The 17704-nt window shown below is 67.4% G+C and carries 13 protein-coding genes and 1 pseudogene; 9 read left to right on the top strand and 5 right to left on the bottom strand.

Features of this window, described 5'->3' with window-relative positions; all coding sequences use genetic code 11:
- Positions 1-3 precede the first annotated feature (3 nt).
- The 3 genes from IPG50_08865 to IPG50_08855 are packed head-to-tail and all read left to right on the top strand — an operon-like array spanning position 4 to position 2720.
- Positions 4-834, top strand: a complete 831-nt coding sequence (locus IPG50_08865; protein MBK6692301.1) for a hypothetical protein — start codon at positions 4-6, stop codon at positions 832-834.
- Positions 831-1250 (top strand): hypothetical protein, encoded by a 420-nt coding sequence (locus IPG50_08860; GenBank protein MBK6692300.1) that lies wholly within the window; start codon positions 831-833, stop codon positions 1248-1250. The genes IPG50_08865 and IPG50_08860 overlap by 4 nt, the downstream gene beginning before the upstream one ends.
- Before the next feature lie 24 nt (positions 1251-1274).
- Complete coding sequence (locus tag IPG50_08855; protein ID MBK6692299.1) at positions 1275-2720, top strand: tetratricopeptide repeat protein; 1446 nt, start codon at positions 1275-1277, stop codon at positions 2718-2720.
- 4 nt (positions 2721-2724) lie between these two features.
- Here IPG50_08855 and IPG50_08850 read toward each other — a convergent pair whose 3' ends face one another.
- Together IPG50_08850 and IPG50_08845 are read right to left on the bottom strand one after the other, a co-directional pair.
- On the bottom strand, positions 2725-3108 hold the full coding sequence (locus IPG50_08850) for a RidA family protein (GenBank protein ID MBK6692298.1): 384 nt from the start codon (positions 3106-3108) through the stop codon (positions 2725-2727).
- 58 nt (positions 3109-3166) lie between these two features.
- Positions 3167-5449, bottom strand: a complete 2283-nt coding sequence (locus IPG50_08845) for a hypothetical protein (protein MBK6692297.1) — start codon at positions 5447-5449, stop codon at positions 3167-3169.
- A gap of 177 nt (positions 5450-5626) precedes the next feature.
- On the opposite strand from IPG50_08845, the gene IPG50_08840 reads away from it, so the two are divergent.
- A complete protein-coding gene (locus IPG50_08840; protein MBK6692296.1) occupies positions 5627-6517 on the top strand; it encodes an arsenic transporter in 891 nt (296 codons plus the stop codon).
- A complete protein-coding gene (locus IPG50_08835; GenBank protein MBK6692295.1) occupies positions 6514-7662 on the top strand; it encodes an ArsA family ATPase in 1149 nt (382 codons plus the stop codon). Before IPG50_08840 ends, IPG50_08835 begins: the two co-directional genes overlap by 4 nt.
- Before the next feature lie 15 nt (positions 7663-7677).
- On the opposite strand, the gene IPG50_08830 is transcribed toward IPG50_08835, so the two are convergent.
- Together IPG50_08830 and IPG50_08825 are read right to left on the bottom strand one after the other, a co-directional pair.
- A complete protein-coding gene (locus tag IPG50_08830) occupies positions 7678-8640 on the bottom strand; it encodes a hypothetical protein (GenBank protein ID MBK6692294.1) in 963 nt (320 codons plus the stop codon).
- A gap of 3 nt (positions 8641-8643) precedes the next feature.
- On the bottom strand, positions 8644-10089 hold the full coding sequence (locus IPG50_08825; GenBank protein MBK6692293.1) for a protein kinase: 1446 nt from the start codon (positions 10087-10089) through the stop codon (positions 8644-8646).
- Between the two features lie 104 nt (positions 10090-10193).
- Here IPG50_08825 and IPG50_08820 point away from each other — a divergent pair, with 104 nt between their 5' ends.
- From IPG50_08820 to metH, 3 genes are all read left to right on the top strand, one after another.
- Positions 10194-10850, top strand: a complete 657-nt coding sequence (locus tag IPG50_08820; GenBank protein MBK6692292.1) for a DedA family protein — start codon at positions 10194-10196, stop codon at positions 10848-10850.
- 108 nt (positions 10851-10958) lie between these two features.
- The gene (locus tag IPG50_08815; protein MBK6692291.1) at positions 10959-11909 is read left to right on the top strand and encodes a metalloregulator ArsR/SmtB family transcription factor; all 951 of its coding nucleotides are present in this window, start codon (positions 10959-10961) and stop codon (positions 11907-11909) included.
- Entirely contained in the window at positions 11906-15721 is a 3816-nt protein-coding gene (metH, locus tag IPG50_08810) for a methionine synthase (protein MBK6692290.1), read from the top strand. Before IPG50_08815 ends, metH begins: the two co-directional genes overlap by 4 nt.
- Positions 15722-15745: 24 nt before the next feature.
- Here the strand turns inward: metH and IPG50_08805 are convergent, their stop codons facing one another.
- A complete protein-coding gene (locus IPG50_08805) occupies positions 15746-16594 on the bottom strand; it encodes a hypothetical protein (GenBank protein ID MBK6692289.1) in 849 nt (282 codons plus the stop codon).
- A 243-nt stretch (positions 16595-16837) separates the two neighbouring features.
- Between IPG50_08805 and IPG50_08800 the strand changes: the two are divergent.
- Positions 16838-17701 (top strand): annotated as a pseudogene (locus tag IPG50_08800) (3-oxoacyl-ACP synthase).
- Positions 17702-17704 lie beyond the last annotated feature (3 nt).

Raw genomic sequence — 17704 nt, 5'->3', positions numbered from 1 at the left:
CCCATGCCCCGCCCGAAGAAGTTCTACGACGAAAACGGACTCTGCCGCGTGACCCTGAAGAAGGGGAGCGCGCGGCAGCCCGGTGGGGCTTCGCCTCACGCGCAATACGTTCAGGACGACGGCAAACGGGTGAACGCCTACGGACTCCCTGTGGAGCGGACCGCCGTGTACGCGTACCCGCCGATCGTGTGGGATTTGGAGGACGACCCCGAGGACCTCGGCGAGGGAGCTACGGAAGACGCGGAGGCGGCGGCCGAGACCGGTGAGCTGGTCGCCCTCGATTTTGCCGAGGTCGCGGAGCTCGCGATGAAATCGCCTTCGCTCCTCGCGTCGCTCGGCGAGCTCGACGCGCGCGGCTTCGCCCTCGATGAGGGCCCCCGCGGCGAGGGTCACCAATCGCTGGTGGGCGCCGGACGAATTCTCATCGACCCGGAGCTTGCAGCGAAGACGAGCGTGACCGCGTCGGTGGCCCGGGAGGCGGCGCGGGTCCTCGCGGTTCAAGCAAAGTGTGGTGCCCGAGGGCGGGACCGCGCCGAGTTCGTGAGCCGCAACGCGGAGGCCTCGGTTCGCGAGGAAGGCGAGGCGGTTCTCGCAGCCTTTCAAGTGCGCGAAGAGATCCTCGCCGCCGCGGGGCCGGACATCGGCGTGCCGGGCGCCGACCAAGCCGCCCTCGAGCTTTGCGCGGCCGTGAGAGCCGGCCAAGCCCCCCGCGCGGTGGCCGCACTGGAGATTGGCCGAAGCGCGCTCGCTCCAACGATCGCCGACGCTCAAGCCCACTACGAGCGACTTTGGGCGCGCGTCTTCGACGTCCTGTCGGGGGGCCACGCCGCGTGAGTACGCAAGAAGTCATCGGTTTGGTTCACCGCCTCTCGACGCTCTCGCGCTTCGAGCGCACGTTCCTCGAGGAGATCCTCGGTGCCGCGCTTTTTCCCTCGGAGCGGCCCAACCCCGAGCTGCTCGTGGCGACCGGTGTGCTGGAAGCTGGGCCCTTCGGGACCGCCGAGTTCGTCGAGCCTGGGCCCTATTCGCGTCTGACGGAGCGGCGCCTCGTCCTCACACCGTCGGGGCCGCTGCGGTTCGCCGAGATCGCCGCGTGGTACGGGCCCGGAACCCCGATTCACCTCGACGGACGCGCTGAGGTGCCGCTCGCAACCATCGCCTACGACGTCGACGGTCAGGAGATTTTGTTCACCTTCGACGTGTCCGACGGCGAGGTCCGCTTCGTGACCATTCGCCGCGGGCGCGCGTGACTCGATTTGGGGTAGCCTGCCGGTATGGCCGACGAGTGGGTGCTCATCGAGTTGGACGAAAAAGTGTCGCGAATGAACGGCCTCCCGCGGCGCGTGCCGGCGCCGAAGGCCGAGTTCGAAAGCATCGCCGAGAGCGGATTTGCGATCCCGCGTCTCAAGAAATGGATCAGCGCGTTTCTCACCGCGGCGCCTAGCGCGTGGCGCTCGCAAAACGCCGACCTCGCCAAGAGCTACGACCGCTTTATCGCCAAGGCCGACTTCTGGGAGCGCGGCCTCGCGGCGCTGTCCAAGCGCGACGTCGCCGGCGCCATCGCCGCCTTCAAGATGATCGCCAGCGTCGACCCCGACGATCACGCGGCCCGCCTGAACCTCGGCCTCGCTTACGCCCAGAGCGGCGATGCGACGCTCGCCAAGAAGGCCTTCGAGGCCGTGCGGACCAGCTACGAAGGCGACCCCGACTACCACGTCGCGTACGGGCAGGCGCACCTCACGACGGGTGACAAGGACGCGGCCGCCGACGAGTTCGCGCTGGCGCTTGAGGCCAAGCCGGACAACATGGACGCCCTGCGCGCGCTGGCGGGCCTTGGCTTCCTCGTGGCTGTCTACGAAGACCCGAAGGACGCGGCCTCGCTCACGTTCTTGCGCGCCGGCGCCGAGCTCGATTCGCTCACCGAGCTTTGGGACCAAGCTCCGCGAGACGGTCGCTACTACATCGATCAGCTCGAATACCACGCGAGCGAAGGGCGCCACGCGGTCGCCCTGGCGGCCGCCGAGCGTGCCGCCGCCAACGCGTCCGTTGAGGTAAGCGAACGCGCTGAGCTCGGTCGTGCCGCGGCGTTGCGCCAGTTGGGGCGTCCCGGCGAAGCGGCGGAAGCCCTGTCGGCGGCGCTCGCGAAGATGCCCGCGTCGTCGTTGCTCCGTGTCGAGCAAGCGCGCGTCCTCTTCGCCTTGGGGCGCGAAGCCGACGCCAATCGTGACCTCGACACGGTCCTCTCCGCCGACCCGGGATTCATGGAAGCCTTGGCGCTGCGCTTCCCGCTAGAGCGCATCCTGAGCGAGGCCAGCGGCGGCCTTCTCGTCGATCTCGCGAGGTGGGCCGAGGGCCATCCCACGGCGGCGGGGGCGTGGCTCTGGCTCGGGCTTCACCAGCGCAAGGCCGGCGGGGAAGACGAGGCCCTCGACACCTTGCGCAAGGCAGCCCTCTTGGCTCCCGGCGACGACGCGGTACGGAGCGCGTACTGGACGGAGCTCGGCCGAGCGGCCAAGTGGCAGGCCGTGCTCGACGACGCGGCCACGCTCGAGATGACGTCTCGCGCGTGGACCGTCCGTTGGAACGAAGCGGAGGCGCTTTCGGCGCTCGGCCGCAAGGTCGAGGCGCGTGCGGCCTACGGCGCGCTCAACGCCGACGAATCATTGCCCATCGAGGTGCGCAAGCGCGCCAAGCGGGCCGCCACGCGCGTCGGCGAGTGAGCCTTCACTCGCGGATGATAGCTTCGGCCTCGATCTCGACGCGCCATCGCGGATCGAGCAAGCCCGCGACGATAACCATCGTGGCGGCGGGGCGGATGTCTGCGAAGCGCGCGCCATGGGCGCGACCGACGGCCGCCGCGTCGTCAGCGCGGACGAGGTACATCCGAGTGCGGACGATGTCGTCGCGCCTGGCGCCCGTCTGCGCGAGGGCTGCTTCGATGATGTCCAAGCAGCGCGTCGCCTGAGCCTCCGCGTCGTCGGGGCAGGAGCCGTCGGGCCAGATGGGCGCGGTCCCCGACACCAAGACGCGATCGCCGACGCGCACCGCGCGGCTGAATCCGATGGACCGCTCGAAGGGAGATCCAGAGCCGATGCGGGTCTTGTTCATGGCGTGAGCGTATGCGCTCAGCGCCATCTCGGCAGACTCTTTGTGGACCGCCGCCGCGTCAGTAGCCGGCTTGCGCGAGGCGCTCCAACCACGCTTGGTGAAACCTCTCGATGGGCTCGCCCTTCACGCCGAAGAGCCACTCGAGGGCACGCTTGCCAGACCCCTGCGCCTCACGCGTGCGTGTCCAGTCAAAGTGGTCCGCCGGCATGACGCCCATGAAGATTCCGTAACGTGCCCGCTCGACCCCGACGACGCCGTCGTTCTTCTTCTCGCCGGCCGCCGCCATGACCGAATAGGGAAGGAGCAGCATCGGATCGAGCACGGTGCCGCAGCCGCCCGTCGTGCACGCCATGGCCGCCCATGAGAAGACGGTGGGCTTGTCGTTGGGCCCCGGGAGGGAGAAACGGCCGCCCTCGGCCTTCACGGGGCCATCGACTTCCGGAGGCGTTGCGCAGCGTTCTTGCTGCGTGGCGCACGCCCACGTGTACACGCGCCTAGGGTTCGGCGGCGTGAGCAATCCCTCTCGCTCGTCGCCCCGCTCCATGGAAAGCGCATCGATGGTCTTGCGAAAGCTGTCGAAGCCGGCGTCGCCGAGTCCGAAGAATCGGTCGGCCACAAGCTTCAACGTCGGCCCGAGGCTTGCCTCGTCCTTGAGTTGGCTCATAGCCCACGACGCGAAGCTCGAGCCGCGGTGCGGGGTGGAGAGGGTCGTCACCGACACGATGCGGTCACGCCAGAACGTCGACCGGCCGGCCTCCGCGGGAGCGCAGCAGTTGACCTTGCTCGTCTTCCCAGTCTTGTCGTCGACGTCTTCGCAGACCGCGCTCTCGCACTGCTCGTTGAAGCGAGGCGAGGAGATGAGCGTGCGCGTGTCGAGCCCACCCATGGAGTGGGCGATGACGTTCACGCGCATCGACTCGCCGGCGATCGGTGCCGCTTCGGCCATGTACCCGATGAACGTCGAGAGCCGCTGCCGCAGCCGGTCCGTGCGCGGGTCCGTCGGCTCGAAGGCGGGGACGCTGGCCGCCGTGGACCGGTCGCCGAAGCCGGGGACCTGGCGCAAGTAGTCGCGCACTCCATCCCAGGTCTCGCGACTCGAGTTGAAGCCATGTGCGAAGTACACGGGGTACTTGGTCATGCGTCCGCGCTCGACGGGCGTCGGCGCGCAGTTCTCTCTGCAAGAGACTTCGAGCGAGTAGGTCGACGGTTCGGCGGGGTCGATGAACAGCGGCTTGTAGCTCTCCGAGAGGGCGCCAATCACGCTGGCCGGCAGCTCCGCCGCGCACCGGCCCTCGAAACATCCCTCGCCGGCGGCACAAACACTCGGATCGGCCGGTGAGCAAGCCTTCGCCTTCTCGTCGCCGGCCACGGGGACGAGGCAATTGCTCGTTTGACAATCGGGCGCCTTCGCCACACGCACCGTTCTGCCTTTGAGAGGCTCAGGGATGACCGATGTCCGCGGGAGCGTTTCTGGGAGCGTCTGGAGGAGGAACGGCTCGCTCTTCCCGATGCGCGCAGCCGAGTGAACGACGAGGCGACGAGCGCCGGCGGCGGCCCAGAGCGAGAAGATTTCGGCGTCGAGCGAGCCCGCCGTGCCTGCGCTACCTGCGGCTTCGTCCGAGTGCGTGTAGAGTTCACGGGTTTCCCATCGAACGATGCGGGCGTCGGTCTCCGCCGCGAGCGAACCCCCGGGGGCCTTGAGTCGCAACGCGGCCGAGCCGTTGGCCGCTTGCTCAGGCGTTGGGCTCACGAGCCGGTAGCTCTTTCCGCCCGCCGACGCGGTCCAGCCTTCTGGGGTCAGCGCGAGCGACAGCGTCGTCTCGCGCTGACCGTCGAGCTTCGCTGTGACGAAGTTTCCCGGGTAGCGCGCGGCGAAGCCGGCTTTCTCGCGAGGGCCAACGACGAGCACGTAGCGCCCTGGCTCGAGGCTTCGTTCGGGGAGAGCGGCAAGGCCCTCTTGGTCGAGGACCACGCTCTCGGCCTTGGGAAAGGAGCCGTCGCTGAAGGCTGGCCCGTAGAGGCGCACTTCTCCGACGCGCGCCATCTTGCGGTCTTCTGACGCTAGACGAAAGCCGACGCGCGCTCCCGGGTAGACGTTCATCGGAAACACGTGCCAGCGCTTCGCGCGATGGCTAAACGGTTGCCGCTCGAAGCGAACGACGTCGCCCGACTCCTGCTCGAAGACGACGCGGTCGCGGACCACGTAGTCGGGGTCCGACCCGAAACCCGACTCGCGCGCCAGGAGATCGCTCTCGGGCTCTCCGAACTGTTCGGAGTCGTCTGCGCCTTGCGGGCTGCATGCGACGGCCACGGCGGCCGTCAGCGCGAGCGAGAGGTGCAAGGGGCGCATCCTGCGGCCGTCGGTGCAAGGACGGGACCGCGCGCATGTGCGACAAAGCGCCGATGTTCCCGCGGGGCCGGATCGCCCTTGATCCAATGTCGGGGGGCCCGGGCGACGGGGGCCGGGTCGCCTCCATCGATTCAAGTGAACCGATGCACGATGAGGTAACGTGCGAAAGTGCCGCTCGCACTCGACAAGCTTCGCGCGGTGCTCGTGACCGGAAAGGGGGGCGTCGGCAAGACCACGGTGGCGGCCGCCCTGGCGCGCGCCTCCGCGCGGCGCGGGCGGCGCACGCTCTGTTTGGAGGTCATCGACGAAGTCGGAGAAGCGGCGCCCCTGGCGACGACCTTCGGACGAGCTCTGACGACGGAAGAGCCGCTGCAGGTTGCCCCCAACCTCTACGTTGCTGCTCTCTCGCCGGCGACGGGGCACAAGGCGTTCCTGCGCGAGACGTTGCCGGTGAAGATGTTGGCCGATGCCGCGATGAAGTCGCAGGCGGTGCGTCGCTTCCTCCACGCGGCGCCCACGTTTCCCGAACTTGGGGTCTTGTACAGGCTCGTCGACCTCGCGTCGGCGACCCGCGCGGGGCCGTTCGATCAAGTGATCGTCGACCTGCCCGCGACGGGGCACGCGCTGGCGCTCGTCGAGGTGCCGGAGGCAGTCCTCCGAATCGTGCCCGGCGGCACCATTGGCCAAGCGCTTCGCGCTGGCCTCGCGCTGCTGTGTGACGCCGAGAAGACCGCCGCCCTGGTCGTCACGCTGCCCGAGCCCTTGCCCGTCAGCGAAGCGCTCGAACTGGCTGAGGCGCTCGAGGCCAAACGCGTCGCCGTGGCGGGCATTATCCTCAATCGCGTGCCTGACGACCCCTTCGACGACGCCGAGTTCGAGCTCGTTCAGTCCTTCGCGACGCGCCCCCTCTTGGGCAATCGCTCCGTGCATCGTCTGCGCAAGACCCGCGACGCGCGTGAGCGAATCAAAATCTCGCGAAGGGTCATTGAGCTTAGCGAACATCCGGAAGGGGACGTGCTGGCCAAGGTCACCGACGAACTCGCCGCGGGGAAACCATGAGAGCGCCCGAGGGCTCGACGTTTCTCGCGCCACTCGTGGCCACGAAGAAAGTCCTCGTCTGCTGCGGAGCCGGCGGCGTCGGAAAGACCACGACGAGCGCCGCGCTTGGCTTTGCGGCGGGGCTCGCCGGCCGTCGCGCGCTCGTGCTCACCATCGACCCGGCGCGTCGACTCGCGGAGGCGATGGGAATCCCCGCCGGCAGCCGCGAGCCCGTTCGCGTTCCACGGGAGCGCCTCGTGGCTGCCGCCGAGACCTACCGCCCCGGCGGCACCGTGGGCGACGTCGACGCGTGGATGCTCGCGCCGGCGGTCGTCTTCGAGGAGCTCGTGCGGCGTGTCGCTCCCGATCCGGAGCGGGCTCGCGTCGTGCTCTCCAGCCGCCTCTATCGGCACCTCTCGGAGGTCGTCGCCGGCATGCAGGAGTACACCGCCGCCGAGGCGCTGTACTCGCTCTCGAGCTCGGGGAAATACGACCTCATCGTGCTCGATACGCCTCCGTCGCGGAACGCGCTCGCGTTCCTGGAGGCGCCCCGGAAGCTCTCGATGTTCTTGGACGAGCGTGTCCTAGGGCTCTTCTTGCCCGGCGCCGAGAAGCGCGGCTTCGTCTATGGCGGCGCCGCCGCGGTGGTTCGCAACGTCTTCACACGCGTCCTCGGCGAGTCCTTCTGGGCCGAGCTTCAGGAGTTCCTCGAGCGGTTTTCCAGCATGTTCGATCCCATGCGTCAGCACGCCGGGAGCGTGCGCGAGCTGCTTCGCTCGGATCAAACGGCGTTCGTCCTCGTCTCGAGTCCCGAGCCGGGGGCGCTCCGTGAGGCGGCCTTCTTTGAGGAGAAGCTTCGGGAGCTCGAGCTGCCCTTCGAGGGGACTGTGCTCAACCGGAGCTGGGCTTATACGCGCGGGCTCGAGCATCCGAGCGCCCTCGGTGACTCCGACGTCGAACTGCGTGTCGTCGAGAAGATGCGACCACTCGCGGTGCAAGAGTTGGCGCGCGCGGAGCGCGATCGCAAGCTGCTCGGATTGTTGCGCGATCGTCAGCGCGGCAAACCCGCCGTGGCCACCCCGCATCTCACGACGGAGCTCGACGACTTGGCGGGCCTCGTCTCGCTGGCGGCGCACCTCATCGGCGAGGGCCGCGATCTCGCGTGACGGACGTGTGCGAACTCAGAACGTCGCCGACAAGCTCGCGCCGTTGACGCGCCCCGCGAGCGGCACAAGGCGCACGCTACCGACGGTCGTGCTCGTCGGCGACGTGACCACGAGGTAGACCCCGACGCCTGTGGCGACAGCGCCGACGATGCCGGTCACCGTCGAGAGCGTCGCGAGGCTCTTGCCGTCGTTGGTGCTCGCGTCGAAGGCCGCGCGGTCAAACTGCTTCTGCGCCGCGTCGGCGTCGGACTTCTTGCCCAAGGCCATGATGCCCGTCACGGCGCATGCGCCGAGCGACACCAAGCCCACGCCAGCGACGACGAAGCCGACGGTCTTCCGCGAGGCGCTGTCGCTTTGCGCGGGGGAAACCCGTTCCGGCGGTGGGGCCGCGGACGGCGGAGGCTCGACCGAGAGCGGCAGGGCGGCGTCGAGGAGCGCCGTTTCGCCGACCGCCGCGTTCAGCGTGCGGCTCGCGACGAGACCGCCCTTCCCGCTGACCTCGACGAGGTGCGGGCCGGCGCTGACGGCGACCGGTAGCGACAGCAAAAGTGGGGTCACCTTCTTGTCGAGTGACACGGTTCGATCCGGCCCCATGGCACCGAGCCGAACGGCCACCAGGGCCACCTTCGTCTCGAGCGCCTTCATTCGCTGCATGGCGATTTCGACGCGGTCCTTGCGGCCGGCCTTCTCGGCGCGCACGGAGACCTCTGCGAACACGTTGTAGGCGCCGACGAAATCGCCGTCGGTTTCTCGGCAACCCCCGATGTTCAGGGCCGTCCCGTCGCTGGCCTCCAAGGCGTAGCTTGCTTGAAAGAGCCGACACGCCGCCGCTGCGTCGCCGCGCTCCGATGCCTTCAGCGCCTCTTGGAACACGGCCGCAGCGTTCTGCGCGAAAGCGGGGGCCGCAGAAAGGGCCGCAGCAAGCGCGATCACGGAGGCCGCCATGCGGGGGCACGCCGATCGAGGACGAAGGCGCATGGCTCACATCTCCTTGGAATACACACTGGGTTTTGCCGTCGATGGCGCGCTCGTCGCAGGCTTGGTGGACGGCGGCTTCTCCGCCGTGGGTCGAACCCGAACGACGCTGCCGGGATTGGGCGTTGCGGGAGGCGCACCCGTCCGCGCAGAGAGCGGGGTCGAGGTTGGGGTCGGGGTCGGGGTCGGGGTCGGGGTGACTAGGGTCCCAGCGGACCCGTCGACATGCCTTTCCTCCGACCCTCCGGGACTCCGTCCAGAAATGTTCGAGGTCGAGGTCGAGGTCGGAGGCGCGGCCGCGCCGGATACCACCGTCGGCAAATCCGCCGCGGCAGGTCTCGCCTCGGGGATCGTGGTCGTGACGCTCATGCGCCACGCCGCGACGCCAGCTCCCGCGAACACCGCGAGGGCGACAATGGCCGCGGCGCCGGCCCGTGTCCGGTTCGTTCGGACCGTGCTCGAGACGGCCATCTGCGTCGTCGCCGCCGGTGACACCGCGTCTCGCAGCGCTGCGATCGCAGGGCTCGATAGCGGCGCCGCGGGGCTCGCGCGCCGCACGATGCTGGCCATCATTCGGGCCGAGGTTGAGGCCGAAAATGGCGCCAACGCCTGCGCCAACTCGAGCACGTTGCGGTAGCGGTCGTCGGCCTTCTTGGCGAGGCACTTGTCGACAACCGCGGCGAAGCTGACGGGAAGCTCGGGGCGCCATTCGCGGAGCGGAACGTGCGGATCGCTCGCGATCGCGATGAGCAGGTCCGACGCCGATTCAAAGCGGAACGGGAGCCTTTGCGACAAGAGTTCGTAGAGCACGACCCCGAGCGCCCAGCTGTCCGTTCGCGCGTCGACCTTCTTGGTGCTCCGCAGTTGCTCGGGGGACATGTAGCCCGGCGAGCCCATGACCGCGGTCGTCGTCGAAAGGCTCGCGCCCGAAAGCGGATCGACCGCGACCTTCGAGAGACCGAAGTCGAGGACCTTCACGACGTTGGTTCCATCGGCTTGACGCGCGAGGAAGAGATTTCCAGGCTTGATGTCCCGGTGGATGACGCCGTTCTGATGCGCCTCCGCGAGCGCGTCGCAGGCCTCGAGCACGTACCCGACGGCCTGCTCGAGGGCCATGGGCCCATCTTCGCTGAGCACGCTGTCGAGGTCTCGGCCCGACAAGAGCTCCATCACGAGGTAGGGCGAGCGTCCCGGGGGTGTCGCGACGTCCAAGACGCGCGTGACGTGGGGGCTCGAGAGGCGTGCGGCGATCTGAGCTTCGCGCGAGAAGCGTTCCACCGAATCGGGGCTGCTCGCCGAGACGAGGAACTTCACGGCGACGGGGATCTTCAGCGTGAGGTGTTCGGCCGCGTACACCTCACCCATGCCACCGCGGCCGAGCAAACGCTCGATGCGGTAACGCCCGTCGATGATCTCCCCCGGCTTCGCCGGCTGCTCCCCGCCTTCGGCCACTGCGGGATGATACGCCGGCCTTCCCGCCGGCGCGACTTTGGTCCGGAGGCCGAAATGTGCGCCGGAGTGGACAGGTCGCCCCGTTGCGACTATCCCGACCCGCCATGGACGGCGTCCGCAAGCTTATCGACATCATTCGGCATCTGGACAAGTACCTGGACTACGTCACGCAGACGTACGGCGGCTGGTCCTACGCGATCCTCGGGGCGATCATTTTCATCGAGACCGGCTTCGTCGTGATGCCGTTCTTGCCGGGCGACTCGCTCCTCTTCGCCGCCGGCGCCATCTCGATGCGCAACGAGTCGGGCCTGAACCCGCTCGTCCTCGGCGTCATCCTCACCGTTTGCGCCATCGCCGGCGACACCGTCAACTACCACGCTGGCAAGGTCGCGGGCCCCCGCGTCATGAAGAGCGAAACCTCGCGGTGGCTCAACAAGAAGCACCTCGAAGCGACCGGGAAGTTCTTCGAAAAGTACGGCGGCAAGACCATCATTTTGGCCCGCTTCGTCCCGATCGTCCGGACCTTCGCGCCCTTCGTGGCGGGCGCCGGCGCCATGAACTACAGCCGCTTCATCGTCTACAACGTCGTCGGCGCCGTGGCCTGGGTCACCTCGATGATGGGCGCAGGCATCCTCTTTGGCCAGATGGAAGTCGTGAAGAAGAACTTCGAGCTCGTCGTCATCGGCATCATCGTGCTGAGCGTCATGCCGATGGTCTACGAGGCTTACAAGGCCAAGAAGTTGAAGGACTCGCCCGCCTGACGCTCTAGCGGGCAGTCGCGCCGCCGAACGCCCCAGCGCCGCCGACCCCGGCGATTGACAGCGGCGCCGAGGGCCGCCACCATCGTATCCGCCAATCCGGATATGACGATGAATCTCGCCGAAGCCGTCGGGACCCTCACGCTCCTCGGTGACGAAAGTCGCCTGAGGCTGTGCGCGCTCCTTTGGGAGCGCGAGCTTCGCGTCACGGATTTGGTTCGCGTCACGGGGTTATCCCAGTCGCGCGTTTCGACACACCTCGCGCGCTTGCGCGAAGCCGGCTTCGTTCGCGACCGCCGCGACGGTCAGCAGTCGTTCTATGCGCTCGCCAAGGCGACCATGCCGAGCGCTGCCCAGGCCCTGCTCGACGCTACTGTCAGCTCCGACGACCCCACGTTGGAAGGCGACAAACAGCGGCTCGCCACGCTTGACGCCGAGCAGCGCGGTCAATTCCCCGACGCCTTCGCTGGCAACATGGATCGGCACTACTCGCCGGGACGAACGTGGCAGTCGCTCGCCTTCGGCATGGCCGCGCTCCTCGACCTCGGTGACGTCCTCGACGCGGGCTCCGGTGATGGTGCGGCCGCCAGTTACCTCGCGCCGCACTGCCGAACGCTCACGTGCGTCGACACCAGCGCGAAGATGATCGACGCCGCGCGGCGTAGGCTCGCCGGAAGCGCGCACGCCCGCGCCCTCGTTGCCGACGCCCAGGCGCTGCCGTTTGCTGAAGCGTCCTTCGACGCGGTGCTCTTGTTCCACACGCTCACGTACGCGGAGGCTCCGCCGCGCGTTGTGTCGGAGTGCGCGCGCGTGCTCAGACCCGGTGGACGGCTTGTCGTCCTCTCGCTCGACGAACACGAGCAGCAAGCGCTCACGGTTCCCTTCGGGGAGCGTCACGCCGGCTTCTCGCCAACGGCGCTACGCGAGCTGCTCAGAGACGCGCGCCTCCGCGTCGCAGCCTGCGACGTGGCGTCGCGCGAGGCCAAGAAGCCCCACTTTCAAGTCGTCCTCGGCATCGCCGAGAAATCACCCGCCAAGACCAAAGCCAAAGGCCGCCCATGACCGCGCAACTTCACCCCCTCGAGAAGCTCCTCACCCAGCGCATCGCCATCATCGACGGCGCCATGGGCACCACCATCCGCACCTACGGGATGAAGGAGGCGGACATTCGGGGTGCACGCTTCGCGGACGCGAAGAAGGATCTCCTCAACAACGGCGATCTCTTCTCGCTGACGCAGCCGAAGATGATCGGCGACATTCACCGCCGCTTCCTCGAAGCCGGCGCTGACATCGTCGAGACGAACACCTTCGGTGCGACGAGCATCGGTCAGAGCGAGTTCTTCGTCGACGACCCACGTGAGCACGGTGGTCGCAAGGACGCGGCGTTCTACGAGAAGATCATTGAAGACAAGTTTCTCCGCGACCTCGCGTGGGAGGTCAACGAGACCTCGGCGCGGCAGTGCCGCGAGTGGGCGGACCGCGTTGGAAGCGCCGACGGTCGCCAGCGCTTCGTCGCGGGTGCCATCGGCCCTTTGACCGTATCGCTGTCGAACTCGCCCGACGCCGACGACGCGGGCTTTCGCGTCGTGACCTTCGATCAGGTGAAGGTGGCCTACGCAGAGCAGGTGCGCGCGCTCATCAAGGGAGGCGTCGACGTGCTCCTCGTGGAGACGATCTTCGACGCGCTCAACGCGAAGGCGGCGCTCGTGGCCATCCAGGAGGTCTTCGCCAAAGATGGGACCGTGCTCCCCATCATGGTCTCCGCGGCCGTGGGGCGCGGCGGCGAGACGATGATCTCGGCGCAGACGGTCGAGGCCTTTTGGAACGCTGTGAGCCACGTGAAGCCGCTCTCCGTCGGCCTCAACTGCTCGCTCGGGCCGGACCTCATGTACCCGTTCTTGTCAGAGCTCTCGGAGCGCTCCAGCGCGGCCATCTCGTGTTACCCGAACGCCGGGCTCCCGAACCCGCTCTCGGAGACCGGCTTCGATCTCAAGCCGGCAGACATGGGACGTTTCCTTCGCGAGTTCGCCGACGGCGGCCTCATCAACATCGCCGGTGGCTGCTGCGGCAACACCCCCGCACACATTGAGGCCATCGCCAAAGCGCTCGATGGACGCCATCCGCGCGAGCTTGGCGCCGTGAGAAAGGTCCAAGCGCAAGTGCCGCCAGGACCGCTGCCGTTGCGCCTGTCGGGGTCGCAGCCGTTCACCCAGCAGCCTGGCGTCTTCATGATGATCGGCGAACGAACCAACGTTGCCGGCTCGCCGAAATTCGCGAAGCTCATCAAAGAGGGGAAGTTCGAAGAGGCCGTCGCCGTCGCGCGGCAGCAGGTTGAAAATGGCGCCAACGTCATCGATATCTGCATGGACGAAGGAATGATCGACGGCGTGAGCGCCATGACGCGCTTCCTCCTCCTTCTCGCCAGCGAGCCGGAGGTTGCCAAGGTCCCCTTCATGATCGACTCCTCCAAGTGGGAGGTGATCGAGGCCGGCCTCAAGTGCCTCCAGGGCAAAGGCATCGTCAACTCGATCTCGCTCAAAGAGGGCGAGGCGAAGTTCATCGAGCAAGCCAGGGCGATCCTCCGCTACGGCGCTGCGGTGGTGGTCATGGCCTTCGACGAGCAGGGCCAGGCGGCGACACTCGACGACAAGATTCGGATCTGTGAGCGTGCTTACCGCATCCTCGTCGACCAAGTGGGCTTCCCGCCGGAAGACATCATCTTCGACCCCAACGTCCTCACCGTCGCGACGGGCATCGACGAACACAACAACTACGCCGTCGACTTCATCGAGGCGACGCGCTGGGTGAAGCACCACCTGCCCCACGCCAAGATCAGCGGCGGCGTCTCCAACATCTCCTTCAGCTTCCGCGGCAACAACCACGTGCGCGAGGCGATGCACTCGGCCTTCCTCTACCACGCGATTGGGGCGGGGATGGACATGGGCATCGTCAACGCTGGGATGCTCGAGGTCTACGAAGAGATCGAGCCGTCGCTGCGAGACCTGGTGCTCGACGTCCTGCTGAACCGCCGCCCCGACGCGACCGAGCGCCTCGTCGACTTCGGCGAGCGATTGAAGGCCCAGAGCGCCGGCGCCACGGCCCAAGAGAAGAAGGACAAGGAAGAGGAGTGGCGCAAGGGAACCGCCTTCGAGCGGCTGTCGCACGCGCTCGTCAAAGGCATCGACACGCACATCGACGAGGACACGGAGGAAGCGCGCAAGCAGCTCGGCCGTCCGCTAGCCGTCATCGAGGGTTTGCTCATGGTGGGCATGGGCGTCGTCGGCGATCTCTTCGGTGCGGGAAAGATGTTCCTGCCGCAGGTGGTCAAGTCGGCCCGCGTGATGAAGAAGGCCGTGGCCTACCTGACGCCCTTCATGGAGGCCGAGAAGGCCGAGATGGAGCGCGCCGGTCAGGTCGTGAAGGCGCAAGGAAAGATCGTCCTCGCCACGGTGAAGGGCGATGTTCATGACATCGGCAAGAACATCGTCGGCGTCGTCTTGGCCTGCAACAACTTCGAGGTCATCGACATGGGCGTCATGGTGCCCTGCGAGAAGATCTTGGAGCGCGCCAAGCTCGAGAAGGCCGACGTCATCGGCTTGAGCGGACTCATCACGCCCTCCCTCGACGAGATGACCCACGTGGCGAAGGAGATGGAGCGCCAGGGGTTCAAGGTTCCGCTGCTGGTCGGCGGCGCCACCACAAGCCGAGCGCACACGGCCGTCAAGATCGCACCTCACTACTCAGAGCCGGTGGTGCACGTGCTCGACGCGAGCCGAGCGGTGCCCGTGACGACGAGCCTCTTGAGCGACGACGGGCGCGCGGCCTTCGTCGCGGCGACGCGTGAGGAGTACGCGATGCTTCGGCGCGCGCACGCCGCGCCGAAGAAGAGCCTCGTGTCGCTCGAGGAGGCGCGCATGATGCGGGCACCCATCGAGTGGAAGAGCGAAGACGTTCCGCGGCCTGCCGCTGTCGGCGTCACGGTCCTCGACGACTTTCCGTTGGCGACGCTCCGCGACTTCATCGACTGGACGCCGTTCTTCCACACGTGGGAGCTCAAGGGCGTCTATCCGCGGATCTTTGAGAACGAGAAGTACGGCGAACAGGCCAAGAAGCTCTTCGAAGAAGCGAACGCGCTGCTCGACGAAATCATTCAGAAGAAGCTCCTCCGCGCCCGCGCGGTCTACGGCATCTTCCCGGCCCATTCCGTCGGCGACGACGTCGCGCTGTTCACCGATGAGTCGCGCACCACGGCCCTCGAGACGTTCCACTTCTTGAGGCAGCAGACCGAGCAAGGGGAGGGGACCGACGCGAAGAAGGCGCATCGGTGCCTCGCCGACTTCGTAGCTCCCGCGTCCACGAAGCTGCCCGATCACATCGGCGCCTTCGCCGTCTCGACGGGCTTTGGCTTGAAGGAGCTGTGCGACGGCTTCCGCGCGAAACACGACGACTACAACGCCATCATGGCGGAAGCCCTCGCAGACCGGCTTGCGGAGGCCTTCGCCGAGTGCCTCCACAAGCGCGCGCGCGACGAGTGGGGCTACGGGAAAGACGAACGGCTTACGGCGCAAGAGCTCATCGCCGAGAAGTACCGAGGCATCCGCCCCGCCGCCGGCTACCCGGCCTGCCCCGATCACACGGAGAAGGGAACGCTCTGGCGGCTCCTCGACGTGGAGAGCAAAACCGGCATGACGCTCACCGAGTCCTTCGCCATGTGGCCCGGCTCGAGCGTCAGCGGCTTGTACTTCGCGCACCCCGCGGCGCGCTACTTCAGCCTCGGGAAGATCGATCGCGATCAGGTGGCCGACTACGCGAAGCGCAAGGGAATGAGCGTCGACGAAGTCGAGCGCTGGTTGGGCCCGAACTTAGGGTACTGATCGACCGCGGCCTCGCCGCGCGCGTCAACGCTTGCAGATGACGACCTTCTGGCCGTCCTTCGAAGCGGGCACTGTGAAGACGGTGCTGCCGCAGCTGCCGCCCTTCTTCAGTTGGATGCGCGCGCCCGGGCTCAGCGAATGACTCGTTGACGTGTTGCTGCCGAGCGACGTGTTGAGCGTGCTGCCGGTGGACGCAACGCAATACTCGACCTTCGTCGCGCATTCGTTCTTCACTTCGACGCTCACGCTGGTGATCGCCGCCGGCGCCGGCGTGACGGCGGGCGTCGGGGCGGCGGCGCCCTTCGCCGGGGCCGCGGGCGTCGCCTTGCCGGGCGCTGCGACGGCCACGGGCGTGGGCGTCGCCGGCGCGACGCTCGCGGTCGTCACGGGGGGCGCGAGCGCTGCCGCCGACGCGGTCGTTGCCGGATCATCCTCGGCGTCGTCGGGCGCTTCATCGACGGGCTTGAACGACACGCCTTTGGTCTGAACAGCTGTCAGCTTGATGTGCTCCAGCGTCCACGTCGTCGTCGTGCGCTTTCCGATGGTGCGGCTCTTGTACGAGTAGGCGTATTCGATGTCGCCCTCGCAGTCGTTGGGGGCGCCAGCGGCGAGCCAAGGCTTGCCCTTGATGTGAGCGACACCGGTGTTGTCTTTGCGGCGCTCCGCGACCTCGATCTTCGAGCTTGAGAAGCCCCGCACGTTCGCGCCGCACATCGCGGTGGCCGTCGCGGGGGCGCGCCGCAGCGCCTGTTCGAGGCTCTTCTTGACGATGTCGTCGGGGACCTTTCGCTGACACCCGGCGAGGGTGAACGTGACGGCGACGAGCGCGAGTCCAAGGAAAGACGGCGAGCGTTTGGGGGGAGGCGCGAACATCGTCTACCAATAAGTCATGCGACTTAGCTCTGCAATCGTCACTTATGGTGAGCGATTTCAGCATGTTGTAGAAATCGAGCTTGAGCACGGGACGGTGCCTACAAAGTGGGCTAAAAACGCCCCGTGTCCGAACCCCTTCCCATCGCCGTTCCCCACCGAGTCCGTTCCCTCGGCTTCGAGATCGTCGGCACCGGCCACTACGTGCCCGGCAAGCCCGTCTCCAACGCGGACTTGGCGCGCGTCATGGATACCTCCGACGAATGGATCTTCCAGCGTTCGGGGATCCGGCAACACGATGACGCCGGACTACGTGTTCCCCGGCTCGGGGGCGTTGCTCGCCGCAAAGCTTGGACTCGACGGCGTGCCGTCGCTCGACCTTCGACAGCAGTGCGCCGCGATGCTCTTCGGCTTGCAGCTCGTCGACGGGCTCATCAAGTCAGGGGCCGCCAAGACGATTCTCTTCGTTGGTGCGGAAGCGCACGCCGGCTTCATGCCGTGGGAAGACTGGGACGCGCTCGACGCCGACAGTCAGCGAGAAGTCACGCCTGAGGCGCGCGCGCGCGCAACAGCCCACCGCAACCTCGCTGTGCTGTTCGGCGATGGCGCTGGGGCCCTCGTGTTTCGAGCGACCGATCGTGACGCGGGTCTTTGTGGCATCGACCTTCACACCGACGGTCGCTACGCGAAGCTCCTCCACGTTCCCGGCGGAGGCTTCCGCACGAGGCCTTACTGGAAGGCCGAGATGTTCGAGGCGCAAGAGCACGTGCCGCGGATGGACGGACGCGAGCTGTTCAAGTTCGCCGTGACCCGCCTGCCCAAGTCGGCGCGCGCGTTGCTGGAGAAGACCGGCACCCGGCCCGAGTCCATCGACTGGTTCTTGGCGCACCAAGCGAACTCGCGCATCAACGATCACATCCGCGACGAGCTCGGGGTGCCTCCCGCAAAATGCCTTCGAACATCGATCGATTTGGAAATACGAGCGCCGCCACGTTGCCGATCCTCATTGATGCGATGACCCGCGGCGGCTCGCTCAAGAGGGGCGACTTGACGATGATGCTCGCCCTCGGCGCCGGCCTCCACTGGGGCTCGGCGCTCGTTCGCTGGTAGCTA

It is taken from the genome of Myxococcales bacterium, assembly GCA_016703425.1.
Taxonomy (GTDB): Bacteria; Myxococcota_A; Polyangia; order Polyangiales; family Polyangiaceae; genus JADJCA01.
This window is presented reverse-complemented; position numbering and strand designations above follow the sequence as displayed.